Origin of the sequence: Mesorhizobium sp. B3-1-6 (assembly GCF_006439555.1) — a bacterium.
GTDB lineage: Bacteria > Pseudomonadota > Alphaproteobacteria > Rhizobiales > Rhizobiaceae > Mesorhizobium.
The window spans coordinates 21140-45295 of sequence record NZ_VFTM01000014.1 but is presented as its reverse complement, the minus strand read 5'-3'; the positions used below and the strand labels follow the sequence as shown (position 1 = coordinate 45295).

Annotated in this window: 25 protein-coding genes; 15 read left to right on the top strand and 10 right to left on the bottom strand. The window is 64.6% G+C overall.

All coding sequences use genetic code 11. The features are described from left to right. Position 1 precedes the first annotated feature (1 nt). Together FJ414_RS14470 and FJ414_RS14465 are read right to left on the bottom strand one after the other, a co-directional pair. Positions 2-799: a methyltransferase gene (locus FJ414_RS14470; protein ID WP_181175342.1), complete on the bottom strand. Its 798-nt coding sequence runs from the start codon at positions 797-799 to the stop codon at positions 2-4. Beyond that, positions 799-1023: a DUF2007 domain-containing protein gene (locus FJ414_RS14465; RefSeq protein ID WP_027164594.1), complete on the bottom strand. Its 225-nt coding sequence runs from the start codon at positions 1021-1023 to the stop codon at positions 799-801. Before FJ414_RS14465 ends, FJ414_RS14470 begins: the two co-directional genes overlap by 1 nt. Positions 1024-1201: 178 nt before the next feature. On the opposite strand from FJ414_RS14465, the gene FJ414_RS14460 reads away from it, so the two are divergent. The 6 genes from FJ414_RS14460 to FJ414_RS14435 all read left to right on the top strand — a co-directional run bounded on the left by FJ414_RS14460 (position 1202) and on the right by FJ414_RS14435 (position 6430). Further along, positions 1202-2215: a polyprenyl synthetase family protein gene (locus FJ414_RS14460; protein WP_140645054.1), complete on the top strand. Its 1014-nt coding sequence runs from the start codon at positions 1202-1204 to the stop codon at positions 2213-2215. A gap of 107 nt (positions 2216-2322) precedes the next feature. After that, positions 2323-2988 carry a GntR family transcriptional regulator gene (locus tag FJ414_RS14455; RefSeq protein WP_140645053.1) on the top strand — a complete coding sequence of 222 codons (666 nt, stop codon included), beginning with the start codon at positions 2323-2325 and terminating at the stop codon, positions 2986-2988. A gap of 336 nt (positions 2989-3324) precedes the next feature. After that, positions 3325-3933: a biotin transporter BioY gene (locus tag FJ414_RS14450; protein WP_140645052.1), complete on the top strand. Its 609-nt coding sequence runs from the start codon at positions 3325-3327 to the stop codon at positions 3931-3933. Continuing rightward, complete coding sequence (locus tag FJ414_RS14445; RefSeq protein ID WP_140645051.1) at positions 3930-4346, top strand: DUF1284 domain-containing protein; 417 nt, start codon at positions 3930-3932, stop codon at positions 4344-4346. Before FJ414_RS14450 ends, FJ414_RS14445 begins: the two co-directional genes overlap by 4 nt. Positions 4347-4389: 43 nt before the next feature. After that, entirely contained in the window at positions 4390-4644 is a 255-nt protein-coding gene (locus FJ414_RS14440) for a hypothetical protein (protein WP_140645050.1), read from the top strand. A 10-nt stretch (positions 4645-4654) separates the two neighbouring features. Then, positions 4655-6430: a tetratricopeptide repeat protein gene (locus FJ414_RS14435; RefSeq protein ID WP_140645049.1), complete on the top strand. Its 1776-nt coding sequence runs from the start codon at positions 4655-4657 to the stop codon at positions 6428-6430. 290 nt (positions 6431-6720) lie between these two features. On the opposite strand, the gene FJ414_RS14430 is transcribed toward FJ414_RS14435, so the two are convergent. Then, positions 6721-7182, bottom strand: a complete 462-nt coding sequence (locus FJ414_RS14430; protein WP_140645048.1) for a GNAT family N-acetyltransferase — start codon at positions 7180-7182, stop codon at positions 6721-6723. A 189-nt stretch (positions 7183-7371) separates the two neighbouring features. Between FJ414_RS14430 and FJ414_RS14425 the strand changes: the two genes are divergently transcribed. Further along, complete coding sequence (locus FJ414_RS14425; RefSeq protein ID WP_176480037.1) at positions 7372-8295, top strand: glycine--tRNA ligase subunit alpha; 924 nt, start codon at positions 7372-7374, stop codon at positions 8293-8295. On the opposite strand, the gene FJ414_RS14420 is transcribed toward FJ414_RS14425, so the two are convergent. Next, positions 8292-8474, bottom strand: a complete 183-nt coding sequence (locus tag FJ414_RS14420; RefSeq protein ID WP_140645047.1) for a hypothetical protein — start codon at positions 8472-8474, stop codon at positions 8292-8294. The genes FJ414_RS14425 and FJ414_RS14420 overlap by 4 nt on opposite strands. Before the next feature lie 182 nt (positions 8475-8656). On the opposite strand from FJ414_RS14420, the gene FJ414_RS31790 reads away from it, so the two are divergent. From FJ414_RS31790 to FJ414_RS14405, 3 genes are all read left to right on the top strand, one after another. After that, a complete protein-coding gene (locus tag FJ414_RS31790; protein ID WP_348640002.1) occupies positions 8657-9322 on the top strand; it encodes a DUF559 domain-containing protein in 666 nt (221 codons plus the stop codon). Beyond that, complete coding sequence (glyS, locus tag FJ414_RS14410; RefSeq protein WP_281405799.1) at positions 9210-11480, top strand: glycine--tRNA ligase subunit beta; 2271 nt, start codon at positions 9210-9212, stop codon at positions 11478-11480. The genes FJ414_RS31790 and glyS overlap by 113 nt, the downstream gene beginning before the upstream one ends. A gap of 264 nt (positions 11481-11744) precedes the next feature. Continuing rightward, a complete protein-coding gene (locus FJ414_RS14405; RefSeq protein ID WP_140645045.1) occupies positions 11745-12104 on the top strand; it encodes an ATPase in 360 nt (119 codons plus the stop codon). 114 nt (positions 12105-12218) lie between these two features. Here FJ414_RS14405 and FJ414_RS14400 read toward each other — a convergent pair whose 3' ends face one another. Further along, on the bottom strand, positions 12219-12608 hold the full coding sequence (locus FJ414_RS14400; protein ID WP_140645044.1) for a hypothetical protein: 390 nt from the start codon (positions 12606-12608) through the stop codon (positions 12219-12221). Positions 12609-12712: 104 nt separating this feature from the next. Beyond that, positions 12713-13222 carry a hypothetical protein gene (locus FJ414_RS14395; RefSeq protein ID WP_140645043.1) on the bottom strand — a complete coding sequence of 170 codons (510 nt, stop codon included), beginning with the start codon at positions 13220-13222 and terminating at the stop codon, positions 12713-12715. A gap of 174 nt (positions 13223-13396) precedes the next feature. Between FJ414_RS14395 and FJ414_RS14390 the strand changes: the two genes are divergently transcribed. The 3 genes from FJ414_RS14390 (at position 13397) to FJ414_RS14380 (ending at position 16563) form a co-directional block, all read left to right on the top strand. Continuing rightward, positions 13397-14359, top strand: coding sequence for an L-threonylcarbamoyladenylate synthase (locus tag FJ414_RS14390; protein WP_181181621.1), 963 nt, complete (start codon positions 13397-13399; stop codon positions 14357-14359). Positions 14360-14378: 19 nt separating this feature from the next. Continuing rightward, the gene (locus tag FJ414_RS14385) at positions 14379-15812 is read left to right on the top strand and encodes an FAD-binding oxidoreductase (RefSeq protein ID WP_140645041.1); all 1434 of its coding nucleotides are present in this window, start codon (positions 14379-14381) and stop codon (positions 15810-15812) included. Positions 15813-15996: 184 nt separating this feature from the next. After that, a complete protein-coding gene (locus FJ414_RS14380; protein WP_140645040.1) occupies positions 15997-16563 on the top strand; it encodes a DUF6101 family protein in 567 nt (188 codons plus the stop codon). 207 nt (positions 16564-16770) lie between these two features. Here the strand turns inward: FJ414_RS14380 and ubiA are convergent, their stop codons facing one another. Together ubiA and FJ414_RS14370 are read right to left on the bottom strand one after the other, a co-directional pair. Further along, positions 16771-17754, bottom strand: a complete 984-nt coding sequence (gene ubiA, locus FJ414_RS14375; RefSeq protein WP_140645138.1) for a 4-hydroxybenzoate octaprenyltransferase — start codon at positions 17752-17754, stop codon at positions 16771-16773. Positions 17755-17835: 81 nt separating this feature from the next. Further along, entirely contained in the window at positions 17836-18747 is a 912-nt protein-coding gene (locus FJ414_RS14370; RefSeq protein ID WP_140645039.1) for a LysR family transcriptional regulator, read from the bottom strand. An 89-nt stretch (positions 18748-18836) separates the two neighbouring features. Between FJ414_RS14370 and FJ414_RS14365 the strand changes: the two genes are divergently transcribed. Further along, complete coding sequence (locus FJ414_RS14365) at positions 18837-19631, top strand: phytanoyl-CoA dioxygenase family protein (RefSeq protein ID WP_140645038.1); 795 nt, start codon at positions 18837-18839, stop codon at positions 19629-19631. A gap of 183 nt (positions 19632-19814) precedes the next feature. Beyond that, positions 19815-21086, top strand: coding sequence for a phosphoribosylamine--glycine ligase (purD, locus tag FJ414_RS14360; RefSeq protein ID WP_140645037.1), 1272 nt, complete (start codon positions 19815-19817; stop codon positions 21084-21086). Here the strand turns inward: purD and FJ414_RS14355 are convergent, their stop codons facing one another. Beyond that, positions 21087-22457, bottom strand: coding sequence for an alpha-glucosidase/alpha-galactosidase (locus FJ414_RS14355; protein WP_140645036.1), 1371 nt, complete (start codon positions 22455-22457; stop codon positions 21087-21089). It lies immediately after the preceding gene. A gap of 21 nt (positions 22458-22478) precedes the next feature. Beyond that, the gene (locus FJ414_RS14350) at positions 22479-24149 is read right to left on the bottom strand and encodes an ABC transporter ATP-binding protein (RefSeq protein WP_140645035.1); all 1671 of its coding nucleotides are present in this window, start codon (positions 24147-24149) and stop codon (positions 22479-22481) included. Positions 24150-24156: the final 7 nt, after the last annotated feature.

Sequence of the window (24156 nt, the reverse complement as noted above, 5' to 3'; positions counted from 1 at the left end):
ATCAATCGCCGAACAGCGATGCCAGGCCGTTATTGATCATTTCCGTCCGCTCCGCCGGCGCGTTGCCCGATGGTCCGTGCAAGGTGAGCGGCGGGCGGATCGACAGTTTTCCACGCGCGCCGAGCACCGCCCTGACGACGATGCGAATCGCCGCCGCGTCCGGCCGCGGATGCACGCACAGCATCTCGGCGTCGCCGAAGCGCCCCTCGATCGCATCGAGGATGGCGACCAATTGCTCGGGCCGGGCGATGACGGCCAGGCCGCCGCGCGGCCTGGCGACGGCGGCGGCGCTCCTGATCCAGCGCTCAAACAGCCCGTCCTCGACGACATGCGCCTCCCTGCGCAGCGCGTTGGGGGTGGCGCGATCCTCGGCGGCGTTGAACGGCGGATTCATAATGACGAAATCGAACTGGTTGTCGGCAAGGCCGGCTTCCGCACGCGCCCGGCCGGCCAGCGTCACGTCGGCCGCCAGCACCGAAGCGCGGTCGCCGAGATGCGCATTGCCGGGATGCGAAAGCGTGGCGGCGGCGAACCCGGCCATTTCGGCCGAGCGTTCGACGAGCACTGCCTGCGCCGCCGGGCAGCGCGACAGCACGGCAAGGGCCGCCGCGCCGGCGCCCGCGCCGAAATCGGCGAGCCGGCCGGAAAAGCCGGACGGCACGGCCGCCGCCAGCATCATGGCGTCCATGCCGGCGCGATGACCGCCCCGGCTCGGCTGCACCAGCCAGAAGCGCCCGCGATGGAAGGCATCGACCGTGTGCGCCGGCGTATCCGGGACGGGGGCGGTGTTGGCTGCCATTATTTTTTGCGGATCTCGTTCTCGATGCCGGCATCCTTGAGGATGCGGCGCGCCGCATCGACCTTCTCGGCATCGACCATCACCCGCCGCGGCAGGATGCCGAGCGAGCCGTCGAGCACGCTCATATTCTGGTCGGCGACGAAACAGGCGATGCCGGCGTCGCGCATCAGCGATTCGACAAAGGAGATCACGACGGCATCGTTGGTGCGGACAAGCTCGATCATGGAACGAAAGTCGCAGGTTGCGGCGTTCCTGTAAACGTGCGGATAGACACACCGTCGGCGAAGCCGCGCCAATTCGCCTCTTGCCGTGCCCGGTTGTGCCGCCCTAGAGTCGGTGCGGGATTAAGGGTGCCGTCGTGCGCGTTAACTCGTGCGCGTTGAAGAGACGGGAGTTGTCGTGGTGGGTGTCGTTCTCAACATCGAAGGCAAGCGGGAACCCGCTTCCATCAAGGATTTGATCGATCTGACGGCGGCCGACATGGGGCGGGTCAACGAGCTGATCCTGTCCAAGGCCGGCTCCGACGTCGAGATGATCCCGGAGATCGCCAACCACCTGATCTCGTCCGGCGGCAAGCGGCTGCGGCCCATGCTCACGCTCGCCGCCGCGCAGATGTTCGGCTATTCCGGCGAAGGCCATGTCAAGCTCGCCACGGCGGTCGAGTTCATGCACACCGCGACGCTTCTGCATGACGACGTGGTCGACGAGAGCGCGCTGCGCCGCGGCAAGAAGACGGCGCGCATGATCTGGGGCAACCAGGCGAGCGTGCTCGTCGGCGATTTCCTGCTCGGCCAGGCGTTTCGCATGATGGTCGAGGTCGGTTCGCTGGAGGCGCTGGACATCCTGTCGGCCGCGGCCTCCATCATCGCCGAAGGCGAGGTCATGCAGCTCGCCGCCGCGAAAAACCTCGAGACCACCGAGGATGAGCATTTCGCCGTCATCAAGGCCAAGACCGCGGCGCTGTTTTCGGCCGCGGCGGAAGTCGGGCCGGTCATCGCCCAGGCCTCGCGCACCGATCGCGCCGCGCTTCGCTCATACGGCATGAATCTCGGCCTGGCCTTCCAGCTCATCGACGACGCGCTGGATTATGGCGGCTCGAGCAAGGATCTTGGCAAGAATGTCGGCGACGATTTCCGCGAGGGCAAGGTGACGCTGCCGGTGATCCTCGCCTACCGGCGCGGCACCAAGGCCGAGCGCACCTTCTGGAAGCGCGCCATCGAGGACAATGTCGCCGACGACGCCGGGCTCGAAAAGGCGATCGGCCTGATGACCCGCCACGGCGCCATCGCCGACACGATCGGCCGCGCCCGCCATTTCGGCGAGATCGCCCGCGACGCGCTGGCGCCGCTGGAAGCGACGCCGCAGAAGTCGGCTTTGATCGACGTCATCGATTTCTGCATCAGCCGCGTCAACTGAGCCGGTCTGTCTTCTCGGGACTTGCCTGGCATCCGCCGGGCGGGGCGCCTGTGAATCGCGCGCCGGCCGTCTCGACAAAGGGCGGTCCGGCAAATTATCTATAAAATATGGCCAGCACAGAAGACACGATCGCCGTCCGCATCAGCAAGGAACTGGCGGACCGCATCATTTCGGGCGCCATTGAGCCCGGCTCGCGGCTGCGCCAGGATCATGTCGCGGAGGAATTCAACACCAGCCATGTCCCGGTGCGCGAGGCTTTTCGCCGCCTGGAGGCTCAAGGCTTGGCGATCAGCGAGCCGCGCCGCGGCGTGCGCGTCGCTTCTTTCGATCTCGGCGAGGTGAGGGAAGTGGCCGAGATGCGGGCGGCGCTCGAAGTGCTGGCGCTGCGCCATGCCGCGCCGCATCTGACGGCGTCGATCCTCGACCTGGCCGAGGAGGCGACCAAGGCCGGCGACAAGTCCCGCGACGTGCGCTCCTGGGAAGAGGCCAATCGCACCTTCCACCGGCTGATCCTGGCGCCCTGCAACATGCCGCGCCTGCTCTCCACCATCGACGACCTGCACGCCGCGAGCGCGCGTTTCCTGTTCGCGGCCTGGCGCTCCGAGTGGGAAATCCGCACCGACCAGGATCACCGCGCGATCCTGAGCGCGCTGAGACAAGGCAACACCGAATCGGCCGCCGCGACCCTCGGTCGTCACGTGCAATGGATCGGCCAGAAGCCGGTCAAGACCGCCTCCGGCAGAACCCGAGACGCCTTCGCCATCGTGGGGTGACGTTGGCTCGACCTTCACGCGGTCGTCATTCTAGGGCGGAGCAAGGAGCGAAGCGACGCGCGCAGACCCTAGAATCCATTCCGTGACCTAAGAGCTTCGAGGCGATCCAGACAATGGCACCGGTACCGGAGTAGACAGTCGCCTTCTGCACCGCTGCATTCTTCGGCCCGCGTAACGACATGGATTCCAGGGTCTGCGCGCGTCGCTTCGCTCCTTGCTCCGCCCTGGAATGACGAATTCGAGGGCAGGCGCTTGCCATTCGTTTCAAAATATGGATTCGATAATAGATGAAGTTCAAAAATTATCTATAATTTCACACAAGCCAAGGAAGACACCGTGACCAACGCAGCCGTTTCGACCTACAAGCCCTCCTTCAGCCCGCTTCGGCTGCACAGCCGGTCACTCGCCTGGCAGATCGGTGCCGTCATCCTCGGTTCGCTGTTCCTGGCGCTGTCCTCCTATATCGAGGTGCCAATGGTGCCGGTGCCGGTGACCATGCAGACTTTCGCCGTCACGCTGGTCGGCGCGCTTTATGGCTGGCGCTTCGGTGCGCTCACCATTGCCGCCTGGCTGGTCGAAGGCGCGGCAGGGTTTCCGGTGCTGGCGGGCGGAGCGGCCGGGATACAACATTTCGTCGGCCCGACCGGCGGCTATCTCTTCGCCTTCCCGGTCGTCGGCGCCGTTGTCGGCTGGCTGGCCGAACGCGGCTGGAACGGCAATCGCGTCGTGCTCGCCTTCGCCGCCATGCTCATCGGCAACCTGCTTTGCCTGGTTCTCGGCACCGCCTGGCTCGCCGTCATGATCGGCGCCGAGAAGGCCATCACCTTCGGCTTCCTGCCCTTCATCGTCGGCGGCCTGCTCAAGTCGGCGCTGGGCGCGGCGACGCTGAAGCTCTTTTCCACCTATCGGGCGGAACAGCGCGACCGCTCGTCCGGGACGCGATGACCGTCAGGCTGCGCGCCCATCACCTGCTCTGCCTGCTGACCTATGTCGGCAAGGGCTACTCGCCGGCCTTCACCGCCAACTACGACAAGGTGGTGAAGCGGCTGGGCGAGGGCGAGGGGGTGGTGATCGTTTCCGGTCCGGACGACATCTGCGCACCGCTGCTCGGAGAACCGGAGCCGCATTGCCTGCGCCAAAGCGCCGCTGAGCGGGACGGGCTCGCCGCGCGCGACGTGGGGGCTTTCCTCGGCCGGCAGATCCAGGCCGGAGACCGTTTCATGCTGGACGCCTCCAGTCTGGCAGGGATGCGCAAGGCTTTTTCCGTCGGCCTGACGCGCCAGGCGTGCTCCGGCTGCGAATGGTCCGGCCTGTGCGACGCGGTTGCCGCCGACGGATTCAGCGACACGCGTCTTTAGAGCATGATCCCGAAAAAGTGGGCCGCGGTTTTCGGAAAAGATCATGCTCCAACAAAAGAACTGGATCAGGATGGCGATTCAACGCAACGTCATCCTGATCCAGGCAGCCCGATGCCGGCATATGGGCATCCCGGGCCTCCGCGCGGGATTTTTCGGTGGCGCGGCATCGTTTTTTAAGCCGGATGATTGCATTGTGATTCGCTTGGCGATTGAAGCCCGACCCCAAAAAGGCCATGCTTTGACCGGAAAAGATCGAGTTTGTGGGCGGTCCTCCAAGGGCGGGATCGCATCTGGCTGAAAGGGATACGATGCGGCAAGGACGTGCGCGCTGGCTGACGAGGCTGGCATTTTTGACCGGTGTGGCGCTTTGGGTGCTGCCGGTCCAAGCCAAGGAAGATGCCCAACCGCTCCAGATCACGTCTTTCTCGGGCGCGTATCTCGCGGCTCATATCGCTGAAAGCGACAACGACCTCGACGACGCGATCGCTTATTACAAGCAGGCGCTGGCCTTTGCGCCGGACGACAAGGATCTGCAGCAGAGCCTGATGCTGGCCCTGGTCGCCCAAGGCCGCTTCGAGGAATCGCTGGTCTATGCCGACAAGCTGAAGGAAGTGCCGGATGTCGAGCGCTTCTCGCGCTTGGCGCTGGCCATCGATTCCTTCCACAAGAAGGACTATGCCAAGGCGCAGTACTGGTTGAAGCTCTCGCTCGAATCCGATCTCGACCGGCTGCTTTCCGGCGTGATGGACGGCTGGGCCAAGGAAGGCGCCGGCAACGCGTCCGAGGCCATGGATTCCGTTGACAAGCTCAAGGGCCCGGACTGGTTCGGCCTGTTCAAATCGTTCCACCGCGCGCTGATCGCCGACGCCGCCGGGCTCAACGACAAGGCCGATGAACTCTACGCCGCCACCCTGGCCGACACCACGGCCGGCGGCTCCGCGCCCGAAACCTGGATGCGCAATGCGCAGGCCTATGCCTCCTTCCTCGTCCGCAAGGGCGACAAGTCGAAGGCGCTGGCGGTGTTGAACCAGGCCGAGGCCTTCGCGCCGGGCAAGCTCGAAATCACCACGCTGCGCGACCGCATTGCCAAGGGCGACAAGATCGAGCCGCTGGTGGCCGGCCCGGCCGACGGCGCGTCCGAAATCCTGCTCGACCTTGCCACCGCGCTCAACCGCGGCGGCGGCGAGCCTTTCGTGCGCCTCTATCTGCAATATGCGCTGGCGCTGAAGCCGGACAGCGACGCGGCCCTGGTGCAGCTTGCCGCCGTTGCCGAGCAGCTCAAGGACGGTGAAGGCGCGGTCGCGCTATACCGCCGTATTCCGGCGTCCTCGCCGCTCAAAGAGCTCTCCGACCTGCAGATCGGCCTCAACCTTGCCGATCTCGACAAGCACGACGAAGCGATTTCCCACCTCAAGGCCTATCTCGACAAGCATCCGGAGGACATGCGCGCCTATCTGGCGCTTGGCGGCGTCTATGGCTCGAAGGAAGATTTCCGCTCGGCCGCCAATCTCTACGACAAGGCCGTCGAGCAGCTGAAGACGCCGACCGCCGCCAACTGGAACATCTTCTACCAGCGCGGCATCGCTTATGAGCGGCTGAAGGAATGGCCGAAGGCGGAACCGAACTTCCGCAAGGCGCTGGAGCTGCAGCCCGACCAGCCGCAGGTCATGAACTATCTCGGCTATTCCTGGGTCGACATGAACATGAACCTCAAGGAAGGCCTGGCGATGATCCAGAAGGCCGTGGATCTGCGGCCGAACGACGGCTACATCGTCGATTCGCTTGGTTGGGCCTATTTCCGCATGGGTCGCTTCGACGACGCCGTGCGCGAGATGGAGCGCGCCGTCTCGCTGAAGCCGGAGGATCCGGTCCTCAACGACCATCTCGGCGATGCTTACTGGCGCGTCGGCCGCAAGCTCGAGGCCACCTATCAGTGGACCCAGGCGCGTGACCTGAAGCCGGATCCGGATGTGCTCGCCACCTTGCAACAGAAGCTGCTCAAGGGCCTGCCGCCGATCGAATCCAACACCGCGCAGGAAACCCCGAAGGTGAAGCCGGAGCCGACGCCCGCGCCGAAAGGCTAGCCCGCTCGCCAGCGTTCAAGAAAATGGGGCTCGACGAGCCCCGTTTTCGTTTAGCTCGGCGTCTGCCGAGCTTAGGCGTTGGCAGGCGGCATGCGTTGGAGATCGGTCGAAATGCCCACCCGTCGTCATTCCAGGGTCTGCGCGACGCCGCTTCGCGGCTGCTCCGCCCTGGAATGACGAGGTTGGGAGGCTTCAGCCAATCCTCAGCGTTTGTGCCGATTTCACGGAAGTGATCGGTCAAAATCTTGCCCGTCGACAAATGGCGACTTTCAAATCCCTGTGTCGAGAAGCTAGAACATCTTTCTGTAGACGACGAATCCGGACTTCTCGGCGACCTTGTCGTAGAGTTGCATCGCCGTGTGGTTCGTCTCATGCGTCAGCCAGTAGACGCGGTTCGCGCCCGCCTGCCTGGCGCGTTCGTAGACGCCCTCGATCAGCGCCCGGCCGACGCCTTGGCCGCGCGCGGCTTGCGTGGTGAAGAGATCCTGCAAATAGCAGCTCGGCGCGATCGATGTCGTCGAGCGATGATAGAGATAGTGCACGAGACCGAGCAGGTTCCCCTCGCGCTCGGCCACCAGCGCATGCACCGGCTCATAGGCGTCGAAGAAACGCGACCAGGTCATCTGCGTGATCTCGCCGGCTAGCGCCGTCGGGCCGGAGCGCCCGTAAAACGCGTTGTAGCCATCCCACAGCGGCAGCCACCGCTCGTAATCCTGGCTCGTGACGGGGCGCACGGTGAGTTGACCGGACATGGCGAAACCTTTGTCGTTGAACCAACGGAGCAAACAGTGGCCGCTGCTCGACAGCAATGGGCCAGCCCGCCGCAATGCTTTCCACTTGCGGGACGCGAGCCGCCGCCTTGACGCTTGCCGGCCCGGCAACTAGGGAAGCGTCATCCTGCGCTTTCCGAGGCCGCCGTGACCATCGAGATCCCCGCCCATATGCATCCCAGCCGCTCCTTCCAGGGGCTGATCCTGACCTTGCACAATTACTGGGCGGACTATGGTTGCCTCATCCTGCAGCCCTACGACATGGAAGTCGGCGCCGGCACCTTCCACCCGGCAACCACCTTGCGCGCGCTGGGTCCCTTGCGCTGGAACGCCGCTTACGTGCAACCCTCGCGCCGGCCGAAGGACGGCCGCTATGGCGAAAACCCGAACCGCCTGCAGCATTATTACCAGTATCAGGTGATCCTGAAACCCAATCCGCCGAACCTGCAGGAACTCTATCTCGGCTCGCTCGAGGCGATCGGCGTCGATCCGCTGCTGCATGACATCCGCTTCGTCGAGGACGACTGGGAAAGCCCGACGCTGGGCGCCTGGGGGCTCGGCTGGGAATGCTGGTGCGACGGCATGGAAGTCTCGCAGTTCACCTATTTCCAGCAGGTCTGCGGCATCGAATGCGCGCCGGTGGCGGGCGAGTTGACTTACGGCCTGGAGCGGCTCGCCATGTATGTCCAGGGCGTCGACAATGTCTACGACCTGAACTTCAACGGCCGCGAAGGCGCCGAGAAGGTCACTTACGGTGACGTCTTCCTGCAGGCCGAGCAGGAATATTCGCGCCACAATTTCGAATTCGCCAACACCGCGATGCTGCTGAGACACTTCGAGGACGCCGAGGCCGAGTGCAAGGCGCTGCTCGATGCCGGCACGCCCAAGCCGAGCGACAATCTGGCGATGCACCGCATGGTCTTTCCGGCCTACGACCAATGCATCAAGGCGAGCCACGTCTTCAACCTGCTCGACGCGCGCGGCGTGATCTCGGTCACCGAGCGGCAAAGCTACATCCTGCGCGTGCGCAATCTGGCCAAGGCGTGCGGCGAGGCGTTCCTGAAGACGCGGGCGGGCGGGCTGGCGGCGGCTTAAGCCGACACGGCTTTCACGGTCTCGGCGGCGGCGGCGCTCGGCAACGCGATCTGTGCCGTTGCGCCGTCGATCGTACGCATGGCCTGCCTGACCCCCGGCATCGTGATCGTGCCATGCGCCTGGGCGGCGAAGCAGGCGCTGAGCGCCAGGATCTGCAGGGTTCTCGATGCCGTCTTCATCGTCGTTCAGCCAATAGGTCTCTGCCTGAGCGTTTGTCGCTTCAGCGCAGCGTTCGGTTCATGGGAAGTTCTGCTCCAAGGACGGGTGGACCGGCACCAACCCGACAGTGGGTGGCAAAATTCCGCGAAATCGATTGAAGAGGCGGTCTGCTTGCGGGGTGACAGCGGCCGGCCGAGTTGCTATGCGCTCTTACCTCCCCCTTGATGGGGGAGGTCGCCGCGAAGCGGCGGATGGGGGTGACTGGCGCTTCCCTATGCCAAAACTTGACCGTTTCAAGTTGCAATCAGCACGAAGGCTCCGCGCCTCGATGACCGACGAAGAACGGCTGCTCTGGCGGCACCTGTGGCGCATCCCGGTCGAAGGGACACACTTCCGCCGACAGGCGTCAGTCGGCGCCTACTATCCAGATTTCATCTCGCATCGGCTGAAGCTGATTGTCGAAGTGGACGGCGCCCACCACAGCGCTGACGATCAACTGCGCCGTGATGAAGTTCGAACACGATGGTTTGAAAGCCAGGGCTATCGCGTCGTCCGCTTCTGGAACCATGAGATAAAAAAACGAACTGGATTCTGTGCTCGATACAATTTATGCGGCGATGGAAGAACGGAAATCACACCTGCATCTGCGCGATGGTGCCGAAGGTATTGGCGGCTGAGAGGCCGCCACCCCGCCCCGGCGCTGCGCGCCGACCCTCCCCATCAAGGGGAGGGTGGGGAGCTTAACTATGCCCGACCTGCTCTTGGAACTTCGCTCCGAGGAAATCCCCGCCCGCATGCAGCGCAAGGCGGCCGGCGACCTCAGGAAGATGCTGACCGACGGTCTGGTCGAGGCGGGTCTGACCTATGAGGCGGCGCGTGAATATTGGACGCCGCGGCGCCTGACGCTCGACATAAGGGGCCTGACCGCGCGCTCCAAGGACATCCGCGAGGAGATCAAGGGGCCGTCGACCACGGCGCCCGAGCAGGCGGTGCAGGGCTTCCTGCGCAAGGCCGGCCTGTCATCGATCGCCGAGGCGCATGTCCATTCCGACCCGAAGAAGGGCGACTTCTACGTCGCCCACATCGCGAAGCCGGGCAGGGCAGCCGAAGAAATCATCGCCGAGCTGGTGCCGGGCATCATCCGGAACTTCCCCTGGCCGAAATCGATGCGCTGGGGGCCGGCCTCGGCAAAACCCGGCTCGCTGCGCTGGGTGCGGCCGCTGCAGTCGATCGTCTGCACCTTCGGCCCGGAGACCGAGGAACCGGTCGTCGTCGATTTCGAGATCGACGGCATCCGCTCAGGCAACGTCACCTACGGCCATCGCTTCCATGCGCCGGGCCCGATCACCGTGCGCCGCTTCGACGACTATATGGCAAAGTTGGAGGCGGCCAAGGTCGTGCTCGATGCCGACCGGCGCAAGGAGATTATCCTGGCAGACGCCCGCAACATCGCCTTCGCCAACGGCCTCGACCTGGTCGAGGACGAGGGCCTGCTGGAAGAAGTCTCCGGCCTGGTCGAATGGCCGGTCGTGCTGATGGGCGAGTTCGAGCAGGATTTCCTCACCATTCCGGGCGAGGTCATCCGCCTCACCATTCGCGCCAACCAGAAATGCTTCGTCACCCGGCCGCAGGGCAAAGGCGAGGACCTGTCAAACCGCTTCATCCTGGTCGCCAACATCGAGGCGAAGGATGGCGGCAAGGAGATCGCCTACGGCAACGGCAAGGTGGTGCGCGCGCGTCTGTCCGATGCGCTCTATTTCTGGAAGACCGATCAGGGCGACCTGCCGGACCTCGACCAACTCGGGGAATCGGCGGCGAAATTCGACCTGGATTTGAAGAAGCCGCTCGACCAGCGCATGGCGCGCCTCGACCACCTCAACGTGACCTTCCATGCCAAGCTCGGCACGCAAGGGGAGAGGGTCGCGCGCATCAAGCGGCTGGCTGAGGAGCTTGCCTCGGTCGTCGGCGCCGACAGCGCGCTCGTCGCCCGCGCGTCGGTGCTCGCCAAAGCCGATCTGCAGACCGAAGTGGTCGGCGAGTTTCCGGAACTGCAAGGCGCCATGGGCCGCAAATACGCGCTGCTGCAGGGCGAGCATGCATCCGTGGCTGCGGCGGCCGAGGAGCACTACAAACCGCAAGGCCCATCCGACCGCGTGCCGACCGATCCGTTCTCGGTTGCGGTGGCGCTCGCCGACAAGCTCGACACTCTCATTAGCTTCTGGGTAATCGACGAGAAACCGACAGGCTCCAAAGATCCGTATGCCTTGAGGCGGGCGGCGCTTGGCGTGGTGAGAATTCTGATTGAGAACGGATTGGACATTGAACTCGCAACGGTGATGTCGCCCCACTTTCGAGAGGTGCGGCGGCATGAGGCGCACGTTGCCACTCGCCAACGCTTGGAAAAGGCGAAAGCAGCATCCGATCAAAGTACAGCGTTTATCGTAGGGGGAGACGCCGCCTTTTCAATCATCAGGTCGGTAGGAGGCCGAAGCATTGATGAAGGCGCGCTCGATCTCCTCGCTTTCTTCCACGACCGCCTGAAAGTCTATCTCCGCGACCAAGGCGCGCGGCACGATCTGATCGATGCCGTCATCACGCCGCAGTCCGATGACCTGCTGCAGATCGTCCGCCGCGTCGAGGCGCTGGGTTCCTTGCTCGACACCGACGAAGGCAAGAACCTGCTAGCCGGTACCAAGCGCGCGGCCAACATTCTCGCCGCCGAGGAGAAGAAGAAAACGCTGGTCGCCGAGACTGTTGAGCCGGCATTGTTCCGCGAGGAAGCGGAAAATAAGCTCTATGCCGCGGTGAATCAGGCTGAGAAGGAAGCCGGCCAAGCGATTCAGAACGAAGATTTTTCCTCCGCCATGCTGGCGCTTAGCGTTTTGCGCGAACCGGTTGATTCATTCTTTGAGGGCGTTCTCGTCAATGATGAGGACCAGGCCGTGCGCGCCAACCGTCTGGCGCTGCTCGCCCGCATCCGCGCCGCCACCGACCAGGTCGCGGATTTTTCAAAAATCGTCGGCTGACAGCGCAAAAATCGCGCCTTTCAACTGGCCCGCATTCGCTAGAATGCGAGCATTCCTCGACAATTCGGCGCCCGAAATTTTATGCGCCGGAGCCGGCTTACAGTCACACGGCGATGACCTCCGCATGGGACAAGGATGCATGTCGTCCAGAATCGCCGAGCGGTTCTGGGGCAACGACATGCATCAACCAAAGACTTAAGGCGCGTTCCCCGAGATCGTTTCCCGCGGCGCGCCGTAAGACGTTCCCAAACACGGAGGCATGCCATGAATTCCGTTGACGATATCGACCTGATTGAAGAGACCTCGGCCGCCGCCGAGGCCATCGAATCCGCTTCCGAAAACCTCCTCGACCACGCCGCTGCCGCAGCGGTCGAATCTGCCGATCCGTCCGAGGACGATGAGGAAGATGACGAAGACGGCGAGGAGGCCACTGCCTCGGCCGACGATGAGTCGGGAGACGAGGATGAAGATGACGACGAAGACGGCGACGACGAAGACGATGACGCCGACGAGGAAGCCAAAGCCTCGGGCGACGATGAGTCCGACGACGAGGATGAAGATGGCGAGGACGATGAAGACGACGCCGACGAGTCCGACGATGACGACAAGGAAGAAGCGGCCTGAGCCGTCTCCTGTTGTGTGAAGCATGAGGGGCGGCGCGTTACGCGTCGCCCTTTTTCGTCAGGCTCGTCAATCTCCCAGGAAGATTGACCCGTCAATCTTCAGAAGCTGACCTAGTCAGTCTTCCACGATGCTGACCCGGACGCTGTCCGGATAGACGTCGACCTCGATCAGCGGCTCGCCATTGACGATCGCGCGCCGGGTCGAGTTGCTCATGGCGCCGCCGCGTTCCAGCATGCGCTGCAGGTCGGCGCGCGAGCCGTCGCTGCGGAACCAGGGATCGCCCTGGTCGTCGCCGTCGCGCCGATGGAACTTGTGCCAGTTGGCGCGGTCCTGCCGCACCATCTGCGCCGCGCTGCCGAGCGGATAGCCGTCGCTGGCGCGATGATCGCGATCGGAAATCCGCGCCGTGTAAGAGCCGAGCATATCATCGGCACTCGCCGTGCCCGCGCCCAGCGCGGTTGCCGCCATCAGGCCGGCGACGGCGATTGCTTTCGAAACAGTCATGAAATCCCCCTTTTTGAAACGCCAGCGCCATCGTGCCCGATCCGCATGACGGAGATCGGACAAAGTTCAAGCGCCTAGCATATCGAGGTGGTATCCAGTGTGATCTACATCGCCTTGCCGACGCGCGGCAGTGGCTGGGCAGTTTGCGGTTGCGCCTGTGGCTGCGCATCGGCTGTCGCGCCTGGCTGGGCGGCGGTCTTGCCGCTGCCGTTCGAAGCGGACGCGGTGCCGTTCGCGGGCGTTGCCGGCGAAGTGCGGTTTGCCGGCGCGGTGGTGGCGGGTGTGGTTGTGGCTGTTGCAGGCTTGGCCGACGCGGTCGCCGCCGGCGCTGCGAAAGCGCCGCCGACAATACCGCCCCGGATGATCATCGGGGGCTGCTGGTGCCCGGATTTCTCGGGGATCGCCGCGACCTTTTCATCGGTGACGGCGGGCATAGGGTCGCCAAGCGCGATCATCGACGGCGTCGAGGCCGCGGACAGCTTGGTCGGCTCGATCGCATTCAGCCTGACGACGGAAGGCGTCGAGGTCGAGGGTCCGACCACGACGATCGACGAGGCATGTGCCGCGCCGTTCATCGCCAGAAGGCCGATACCGAACGCTCCAAGCAAACGCATCACAAGAACTCCCCAGCCCGCAACCGCATCAAACCCACACCTTAGGACCGGCACATTGAAGCCGGCTTGCTTGGAAACTTAACATTTTAGGGATTGATAAATCGCCAATGCCCGCACTTGCCCGATGCAAGCGGCCGTATTACGGGACCGGCATGTTCAGGACTGGTGGCGAATTTGGCTGAGATACTGGCGATCGGCGAGGCTCTGGAGCGGGCTTTGGCGTTGCTCGAAGGCGGCGACGTCGTCGCCATTCCGACCGAGACGGTTTACGGCCTGGCCGGCGATGCCACCAATGGCGTTGCCGTGGCGCGCATTTTCGAGGCCAAGGGCCGGCCGCGCTTCAACCCGCTGATCGCCCATGTCGCGGATCGCGCCATGGCGGACCGTATCGCCGGCTTCGATCCGCTGTCGGCAAGATTGGCCGAAGCCTTCTGGCCCGGCCCGCTGACGCTGGTGCTGCCGCACAGGGCGGACAGCGGCATCCATCCGCTGGTCACCGCGGGGCTGGACACGATCGCGCTGCGCATGCCGCGCGGGTTCGGCGGCGGGCTGATCGCGCGGCTCGGCCGGCCGCTCGCGGCCCCCAGCGCCAATTCCTCCGGAAAGATCAGCGGCACGACGGCAGGCGCGGTCGCCGCCGATCTCGGTGACAGGATTAGGCTGGTCGTCGATGGTGGCGCGACGCCTGTCGGACTGGAATCGACCATCGTCAAGGTCGAGGACGGCAGGCTGCGGCTGCTGCGGCCCGGCGGCATCGGCGCCGAGGAGATCGAGGCGGTGGCCGGCGCGAAACTATCGCGCGGCGCGAGCGGTATCGAGGCGCCGGGCATGCTTGCCTCGCATTACGCGCCGGGCGCCGCGATGCGGCTTAATGTCGGGGATGTTGCCGAAGGCGAGGCTTTGCTTGCGTTCGGCCGCGATCGCGCCGAGGGCTGGGAACGGGCCGCTGCGTTGCGCAACCTCTCCGAAACGGGCGACCTGCGCGAGGCAGCCAGCAATCTGTTCGCCTTCATGCAGGCGCTCGATCGTGTCGGCGCCGCGACCATCGCCGTCGAGCCGATCCCGTTGGAGGGCCTGGGCGAGGCGATCAATGACCGGCTTGCCCGCGCCGCCGCGCCACGTGACAAGCTTGCCTGAGCGCCCTAGGGTTTGTTTCATGAACGATCAGCCCTTCGATCTCGATCCCGCCGTCATCCACCGCTTCACGGCCATCGTCGGCGACAAATATGCCTTGCGCGACCCGGCCGACATCGCGCCTTACATCACCGAGCGGCGTGGCCTTTGGCATGGCCGGACATCGCTGGTGCTGCGCCCCGGCTGCGTCGAGGAAGTGAGCCGCATCATGCGGCTTGCGACCGAGACCGGAACGCCGATCGTGCCGCAGAGCGGCAACACCGGGCTGGTCGGCGCCCAGGTGCCGGACAAATCCGGACACGACATCGTGCTGTCGCTGTCCAGGCTGAACCGCATCCGCGAGATCGATGTCCTGTCGAATACGGTGACCGCCGAGGCCGGCGTCATCCTGCAGACCCTGCAGGAAGCGGCTGACGCCGCTGGCCGGCTGTTTCCGCTGTCGCTCGCCGCCCAGGGGTCCTGCCAGATCGGCGGCAATCTTTCCTCCAATGCCGGCGGCACCGGCGTGCTGGCCTATGGCAATGCGCGCGAGCTCTGCCTCGGCGTCGAGGTCGTGCTGCCGACCGGCGAGGTGCTCGACGACCTGCGCAAATTGAAGAAGGACAACACCGGCTACGATCTGAAGAACTTGTTCGTCGGCGCCGAAGGCACGCTCGGCATCATCACCGCCGCGGTGCTGAAGCTTTTCCCGAAGCCGAAAGGCAGGGAGGTCGCTTTTGCCGGCCTGCCGTCGTCCCCGCACGACGCGCTTTCGCTGTTCACGCTGGCGATGGATCGCGCCGGCGCCTCGCTCACCGCTTTCGAGCTGATCGCCAGAAGGCCCTACGACTTTACGCTCAAGCACGGGCAAGGCATCACCCGGCCGCTGGCCGACGGCTGGCCATGGTATGTGCTGATGCAGGTCTCTTCCGGCCGTTCCGAAGAAGACGGCAGGGCGCTGATCGAAGAGATTCTTTCAGCCGGCCTTGAACAAGGCATCGTCGGCGACGCCGTGGTCTCGGCAAGCCTTGCCCAGGGCGATGCTTTCTGGAATTTCCGCGAGACGCTCCCCGAATGCCAGAAGCCGGAGGGCGCCTCGATCAAGCACGACATCTCCGTGCCGATCGCCTCGATCCCCGAGTTCATCGAAAAAGCGGCCGGCGTGGTTGAGCGGGTTTGCCCCGGCGCGCGCGTCGTCTGCTTCGGCCACATGGGCGACGGCAATCTTCACTACAACATCTCGCGTCCGGTGGATTGGCAGGACGAGGCGTTCCTCGAGCTCTACCATCCCATGAACAACGCGGTGCACGATGTCGTGCGCTCCTTCCATGGCTCGATCTCGGCCGAGCACGGGATCGGCCAGTTGAAGCGCGACGAGCTGATCGCCACGGCGCCGCCGATGGCGATCGACCTTATGCGCCGCGTGAAAGCGGCCTTCGATCCGGCCGGCATCATGAATCCCGGTAAGGTTATCTGATCCTCACCACATCGGGCGCTGGTCGCATTCCGATAACCATCGGCTCAGATCAGCAAAATTTAACCGACTTTCTTAAGCGCGCCGGTAAGAAGCGAGCGCTAATGTTTCTTCCCATAACGAGGCCGGAAAAACCGGCCCTGAGAGAACCGGAAAACGGCCCTCAGGACTAACAGGGAAGACATCGATGAACACTGGACTGAAGCCAGTCTGGGCCGGGCGCAACATGCGTCTCGACCCGTTTCGCCTACCGCAGATGGTGAGCTATGCCACCCGCGACGACTATGGCGATGTAACCTTCACCATCGACCAGCGCGGCGCCGTCATCCGCCGTGTGCTGGAGATGAGCGGCGTGCCGGCGATCATCGCGCTGCCCGCCAAGGCGTTCCGCGGCGTGGCCGCCCGCGCCATGGAGGATCCGGAGGGCAATGTCACGGTGACGCTGGAGCTTCTGCACAATGATCCGATGCTGTCGGTGCCGCTTCTGGTCGCCGACGACCTCGACGACGTCGCCGCCGACTGGCGCGCCTGGGCCGATGCCTATCGCCTGCCGATGCTTCTGATCGAGGCCGACGGCATAGCCCGCACGCTGGAGGAATCGCTCGGCGCCGCCATCAAGTCGCTGCCGCCGCAGGAGCGCCGCAAGGGCCGCGTCTCCAACATGCGCCGCCCGCGCTTCCTTGCCCGCCGCAAGTCCGGCAACCTTGGCCTGAGACTGGTCATCGACGGCCAGGAGATTATCGCAAGGGAGTAGCCGCCGGTGACAGTCTTCTCCCCGTCACTATACGGAGAGAAGTGCCCGGCAGGGCGATGAGGGGCAGCGCCGACCTAGGTGTTTGGCCACCTCAAAACCCAATCACTCGCGACAGCGCCGCCGCGTATTTCATCTAACCTTCAAGGTTGGCGCCGCCCCTTATCCGGCTGCCGCCACCTTCTCCCCGTGGAACGGGGAGAAGGAAGACTACACCAGTGGCTTCAGCCATATCCACACCGAACCGCCGATCAGGCCGAGGAAGATCAGCCAGCCGACCTGGTTGTTCGACTTGAACAGCTTCAGGCACTGGTCGGGATTGTCGATGTCGAGCCGGATGATCTGGCGCGCCATATGCGCGCCGGCGGCGATCAGCCCGGCCAGCGCCACCACGGGCACCTGCGCCGAAGCGAAGGCGATGGCGAAGCAGACCAGCGCGCCGCCATAGAGCCCGACCAGCCAGGTCTTGGTGTTGTCGCCGAACAGCCGCGCCGTCGAACGCACGCCGACGATGGCGTCGTCTTCCTTGTCTTGATGCGCGTAGATCGTGTCGTAGCCGATCACCCACAGGATCGAGCCGATATAGAGCATGATGGCTGGATCATCGATGTCGCCGAACTCGACCGCCCAGCCCATCAGCGCGCCCCAGGAGAAGGCGAGCCCCAGCACAAATTGCGGCCAGTTGGTGATGCGCTTCATGAAGGGATAGACGGCCACGATCGCCAGCGAGGCGATGCCGAGCGGAATGGCGAAGCTGTTGAACTGCAACAGCACGGCAAGCCCGATAAGCGCCTGGATGATGACGAAAGCCCAGGCCTGGCGGCGCGTGACCTTGCCGGCCGGCAACGGCCGCGAGAGGGTGCGCTCGACCTGGTTGTCGATGTCCACGTCGGCGAGGTCGTTGTAGGTGCAGCCGGCGCCGCGCATGGCCACGGCGCCGACGAAAAACAGGAACAGGTACCAGGGCGCCGGAAGCAGCGTCAGCAACGGGTCGGTCGGGCGCGGATAGGCGCCCGCGGCAAGTGCCGCCGACCACCAGCACGGCCACAACAAGAGCTGCCAGCCGATAGGCCGGTCCCAGCGCGCGAGCTGCGCGTAGGGCCAGAGCCAGCGCGGCAGCACCCGGTAGACCCAATGGCCGCTCGGCGCGTCGGCGACCCGGCCCTGTGCTGCTTTCGACTGGACGGTTTCCATCACGCTGGAGTGGCAGCAGCAAGCAGCGCCGTCAAGCGGCCGCGTTGTCGCTCAAGTGTTGAAAACTTGGGCGTTGAAGCCCTAGGCGGTGAAAACATCGTGACTGGCAAACCATGCCTTGGCGACGTCGATGAAGGCCACGGCCGCCTTCGACAGGCGCTGGCGCGTGTCATGGGTCAGGATGATGCGCTGCATGGGCAGCGGATCGGAAAGCGGCTTGCAGACCAACGGCAGCCCGTCATAGCTGCGGTCGCCATGCGGCCTCGTATAGCTGACCGCGACGCCGAACCCGTTGGCCACCATGGAGCGCTGCAATTCGAACGAGCTCGTCGCCGCCCGGGCGATCGGCGACAGGCCGCGGCTAAGGAAAAGGTCCAGCATGTGCTGCCAGCTGTGCGGCTGGTCGGTGGTGATCAGCGGATGCTGCGCCAGTTCCGCCAGGCTGACGGCGTGCTTGTCCGCAAGCTCATGGCCCGCCGGCAAAAGCGCGTGCGGCCGCAACTCATGCAGCAGAATGCGCTTGAAATGCCCGGGCAGACCAAGATCGTAGGTGAGGCCGAGATCGACGGCGCTGTCGGCCAGCCGCCGCCCCAGCGTGTCGAAGGTTTCGTCGCCGATGACGACCGTGACGGCTGGGCAGCGCTCGGCGAAGGCGCGCATCAGCGCCGGCGCGAAATAGGGCGCCAGGTCCTCGAAGCAGCCGAGCACCAATTCGCCGCCGACATCGGCATCGCGCGATCCGAGCGCCGCGAGCTCGTCCGCTTCGCCCAGCACCTGCCTTGCCTTGGCGACGGCCCTGCGGCCGAAGGATGTCAGCGCAACGCCGCTTCCCCGCTGGCGCACGAACAGCTTCTGGCCAAGCGCATCCTCGACATTGTCGATCGCCACGGAGATCGACGGCTGCGAAACATTGAGCGCCGAGGCGGCCGAGGTCACGCTGCCATAGCGGGCCACGGCAACGACATAGCGCAACTGGGTGAGGGTCGGTCTCATAGGTAAAAACTATAAACTAGATGACAAGTTATTATTTTACGCGATGTCCAGCGCTTGCGATAGTCGCTCGCCTAATCAAGGAGAGCGCCATGGCCAGCCCAAAGATCGATGCTTCGACGATTGCCGACTATCAGCGCGACGGCGCTGTCTGCATCCGTGGTGCCTTCAAGGACTGGGTCGATGTCATCGCCGACGGCATCGAGCGCAACATTGAGAACCGCAGCGCCACGGCTTCCGACATTGCCGGCGGCAAGGGCAGCTTCTTCGACGACTACTGCAACTGGGAGCGCATCCCGGAATTCGTCAGGATCGTCAGGGAATCGCCGGCCGCCGAGCTCGCGGCCGCGGTCATGCAGTCGCGCACCGCTCAGTTCTTCCACGACCACGTCCTGGTCAAGGAGCCCGGCACCCAGAAGCCGACGCCGTGGCACCAGGACATTCCCTATTACTTCGTCGACGGCAGCCAGACGGTGAGCTTCTGGATCCCGATCGATCCGGTGAAGGAAGCGACGCTGAGGCTGATCGCCGGCTCGCACAAATGGGAAAAGATGGTGCTGCCGGTACGCTGGCTGAACGACGACAACTTCTATGCCGGCGAGGGCGATTACCGGCCGGTGCCGGATCCAGACAACGACCCCTCGATGAAGGTGCTCGAATGGGAGATGGAGCCCGGCGACGCCATCTTGTTCGATTTCCGCACGGCGCACGGCGCGCGCGGCAACCTGACTTCGGCACGCCGCCGGGCGCTGTCGCTGCGCTGGGTCGGCGACGACGCGCATTATGTCGAGCGTCCCGGCCGCACCTCGCCGCCCTATACCGGCCACGACATGAAGCCCGGCCAGAAATTGCGCGAGGACTGGTTCCCGGTCGTTTTCCAGAGCTAGAGTCGTCTTCCGGGCTTGAGTCGTTTTTCCGGCCCGGCCGGCGACGGGACTTGCCTCATTCCCCTCGATGCGGGCCATGTTCCCGTGCGCAATTGCCGCCAAAATGCCAAGATGCCTTGACCCATCGCCCGCGGACCAATAGCGGGTTCTCTCGACGAGGACGATCGGCAGCAAGAGGTGGCCATGAATGTTCTTCTTCTCGGCTCGGGTGGCCGCGAACATGCGCTCGCCTGGAAGATGGCCGCCTCGCCGCTGCTGACGAAGCTCTATGCCTCGCCAGGCAATCCGGGCATCGGCCGTGTCGCCGAACTGGTCAAGCTCGACGTCGCCGACCACTCCGCCGTCGCCTCCTTCTGCCAGGAGAAGAAGATCGACCTGGTCGTGGTCGGTCCGGAAGGTCCGCTGGTCGCCGGCATCGCCGACGACCTGCGCGCCTGGGGCATCCGCGTCTTCGGTCCGTCAAAGGCGGCGGCGCGGCTCGAGGGCTCGAAGGGCTTCACCAAGGATCTTTGCGCGAAGTTCAACATCCCGACCGCCGCCTATGGCCGCTTCAGCGACCTTGCCTCGGCAAAGGCCTATGTCGAGGAGACCGGCGCGCCGATCGTCATCAAGGCCGACGGCCTTGCCGCCGGCAAGGGCGTCACGATCGCCATGACGCTGGAGGAGGCGCACGCCGCGCTCGAAGCCTGTTTCGACGGCGCTTTCGGTGCCGCTGGAGCCGAGGTGGTGGTCGAGGAGTATCTGACCGGCGAGGAGGCGAGCTTCTTCTGCCTGTGCGACGGCGCCACGGCGCTGCCCTTCGGCACCGCGCAGGACCACAAGCGCGTCGGCGACGGCGATACCGGGCCGAACACCGGCGGCATGGGCGCCTATTCGCCGGCGCCGGTGATGACGCCGGAAATGACCGAGCGCACCATGCGCGAGATCATCGAGCCGACCATGCGCGGCATGGCCAATATCGGCGCGCCCTTCGCCGGCATCCTCTTCGCCGGCCTGATGATCACCGACAGCGGGCCGAAGCTGATCGAGTACAACACCCGCTTCGGCGATCCCGAATGCCAGGTGCTGATGATGCGGCTGAAGGACGACCTGCTCGTCCTGCTCAACGCCGCCGTCGACGGCCAGCTCGCGCATATGTCGGTGCGCTGGAGCGACGAGACGGCGTTGACCGTGGTGATGGCGGCAAGGGGCTATCCGGGCATGCCGGAAAAGGGCTCCGTCATCCGCGGTCTCGACAAGGTGGAAGGCGTCCAGGTCTTCCATGCCGGCACTGCCGTCAATGGCGGCGCGCTGGTCGCCAATGGCGGGCGTGTGCTCAACGTCACCGCTTTGGGCGCCACCGTCGGCGAGGCGCAGGCAAAGGCCTACGCGGCGATCGATCGCATCGACTGGCCGCAGGGCTTTTATCGCCACGACATCGGCTGGCGCGCTGTCGAGCGTGAGAAAGGCGCCTGATCAGGCGGCCTGGCTCCTGCCGCCGTTGCGTGCCCAGGCCGGCAGCCAGTCGCCGTGAGCGGCAAGCAGGTCGTCGACCAGTGACCAGATCTGGTCGAGGTCGAGCTCGGCCGCGGTATGCGGGTCCATCATCGCCGCATGGTAGATGTGCTCGCGGTTCTCGCTGATCAGCGCCCGCACCGTCAGTTCCTGGACGTTGATGTTGGTGCGGATCAGCGCCGTGAGCTGCGGCGGCAATTCGCCAATGTAAGTGGGCTGGATTCCGGAAGCATCGACCAGGCACGGCACTTCCGCCGCGCAATCGAAGGGCAGCGAGGTGATGCAGCCATTGTTGCGCACATTGCCGTAGATCACCGACGGCTCGCCGGTCCAGACCGAATTCATGATCGAGGAGGCATATTCCCTGGACTGCTCGACCTCGATCCGGTCCGCCGAGCGGTAGGCCTCGGCCTGGCCCTTCCAGCGCTCGATCTGCTCGATGCAGCGTTTTGGATATTCGTCGAGCGGGATGCCATATTTCTCGATCAAGTCGGGGCGGCCATCCTTGATGAAATAGGGCGTGTATTCGGCGAAATGCTCGGAGCTTTCGGTGACGAAATAGCCGAGCCGGGTCAGCATCTCGTAGCGCACCTTGTTCGGGCAGCGCGGGTTCCAGCCGGGCTTCGGCGCGCGGCCCTCGCGATAGGCGCGCAGGAGATCGGGATAAAGGTCGCGGTAGGAACCGTCCGGCTGGCGATGCTCGAACTTGAGATAAAACGCCATGTGGTTGATGCCGGCCGAGCGGTAGCGGATCTCGTCATAGGGAAGGTCGAGGTCGTGCGCCAGTTCCATCGCCGTGCCCTGCACCGAATGGCAAAGCCCGACCTGCTTGATCGTGGGATATTTCTCGGCGATCGCCCAGGTGTTGATCGCCATCGGGTTGACATATTGCAGCATGATCGCCTCCGGGCAGACGGCGAGCATGTCCTCGCAGATTGTCCATAGATGCGGCACAGTCCTTAAGCCCCGCATGATGCCGCCGACGCCGAGCGTGTCGGCGATCGTCTGGCGCAGGCCGTATTTCTTCGGCACCTCGAAGTCGGTCACGGTGCAGGGCTCGTAGCCGCCGATCTGGAAGGCGACGACGACGAAGTCGGCGCCGGAAAGCGCCTTGCGCTGGTCCGAATAGGTCTCGGCCTTCGCCTTGACGCCGAGCGTCGCGATCAGCTTGTTGACGACGAGGGCGCTCTCTTCCAGCCGCTGCGGATTGATGTCCATCAATGCGATGGTGGCGCCCGACAGCGCCGGCCGCTGCAGCACGTCGCCGACGATGTTCTTCATGAAAACCGTCGAGCCGGCGCCGATGAACGTGATCCTGGGATTTCTTGCCACTTTAAAGCCTCCGGCACTTCTCTAAGCCACGTCGAAAGCGGCCCTGACGAGCCGTTCGGTGTAGGCGGTCTTGGGATTGGAAAGGACCTCGTCGACGGGCCCCTGCTCGACGATCTTGCCATGCTGCATGACGATGACGCGGTGGCACAGCGCCCGCACCACCTTGAGGTCGTGCGAGATGAAGAGATAGCTCAGGCCGCGCTCGTCCTGCAGCTTTCGCAACAGGTCGATGATCTGCGCCTGCACGGAAAGGTCGAGCGCCGAAGTCGGCTCGTCGAGCAGGATGAATTCGGGCTCCAGCGCAATCGCCCGCGCGATCGCGATGCGCTGCCGCTGGCCGCCGGAGAATTCATGCGGGAAGCGCGACAGGATGTTGCCGGGCATGCCGGCGCTGGCCAGCGCTTCGCGGACCCGCTCGACCCGCTCGCGCCGCGTCGCGCCCAACCGGTTGACGACCAGCCCTTCCTCGATGATCTGGCCGATCGTCATGCGCGGGTTGAGCGAGGAGAAAGGATCCTGGAACACGATCTGCATGCGCGAGCGCAGCGGCCGCATTCCGGCGCGTGACAGCTTCTCGATCGGCTGGCCGTCGAAACGGATCTCGCCGCGCTTGGCGTCGAGCAACCGAAGCAGGGCTTGCCCGAAAGTGGTCTTGCCGGAGCCGGATTCGCCGACCAGACCAAGCGTCTCATGGCGGCAAAGTTTCAGGTCGAGATCGTCGACGGCGACCAGCTCGCGCCAGTCCGGCTTCATGAAAGAGCCGTGGCGCAGCATGAAACAGACGCGCACGCCATTTGCCTCGAGGATCGTGCGGGACTTGTCGGGCAGCACCTTCGGCCGTCCGTGTGGCTCGGAAGCGAGCAGCCGCTGCGTGTAGGGATGTTGGGGATTGGCAAAGAGCCGCTCGGTGACGTTATGCTCGCGCATCTCGCCATGCTGCATGACATAGACGTAGTCGGAGAATTTGCGCACCACGGTGAGATCGTGCGTGATCAGGATCACCGCCATCCGCAGCTCTTTCTGCAGGTTGCGGATCAGGTTCAGGATCTGCGCCTGCACGGTGACGTCGAGCGCCGTGGTCGGCTCGTCGGCGATCAGCACGTCGGGGTCGTTGGCCAAGGCCATGGCGATCATGACGCGCTGGCGCTGGCCGCCCGAGAGCTGGTGCGGATATTGCTTCAGCCGCGCCTCCGGCTCAGGGATCTGGACATGCCGCAGGAGTTCGAGCGCGCGCGCCCAGGCTTGCCTGCGGCTCACCTTGCGGTGCACCCGGATCGCTTCGACGATCTGGCTGCCGACCGTGTAGATCGGGTTGAGCGAGCTCATCGGCTCCTGGAAGATCATCGAGATGCGGTTGCCGCGCAGCTTGCGCCGCGAGCTCTCCGGGAACTTCAGGATGTTCTGCCCGAGATAGTCGACGCTCGACCGCGGCGAGACCGTCGCGCGGCGCGACAACAGCCCCATGACGGTGCGCGCCGTCACCGACTTGCCGGAGCCGGATTCGCCGACGATCGCGATCGTCTCGCCGCGATAGAGCTGGAACGAGACGTCCTTCACCGCCTCGACGGTGCCGTGCTCGACCTTGAAGGCGACCTCGATGTTGCGGGCGTCGATGACAGGTTGGTCATGGCGACCGCCATGATCATGCCGGACGGCCGGTGCGAAATTTTCTGCGAGCGCGATCGTCGTCATCCGGCCA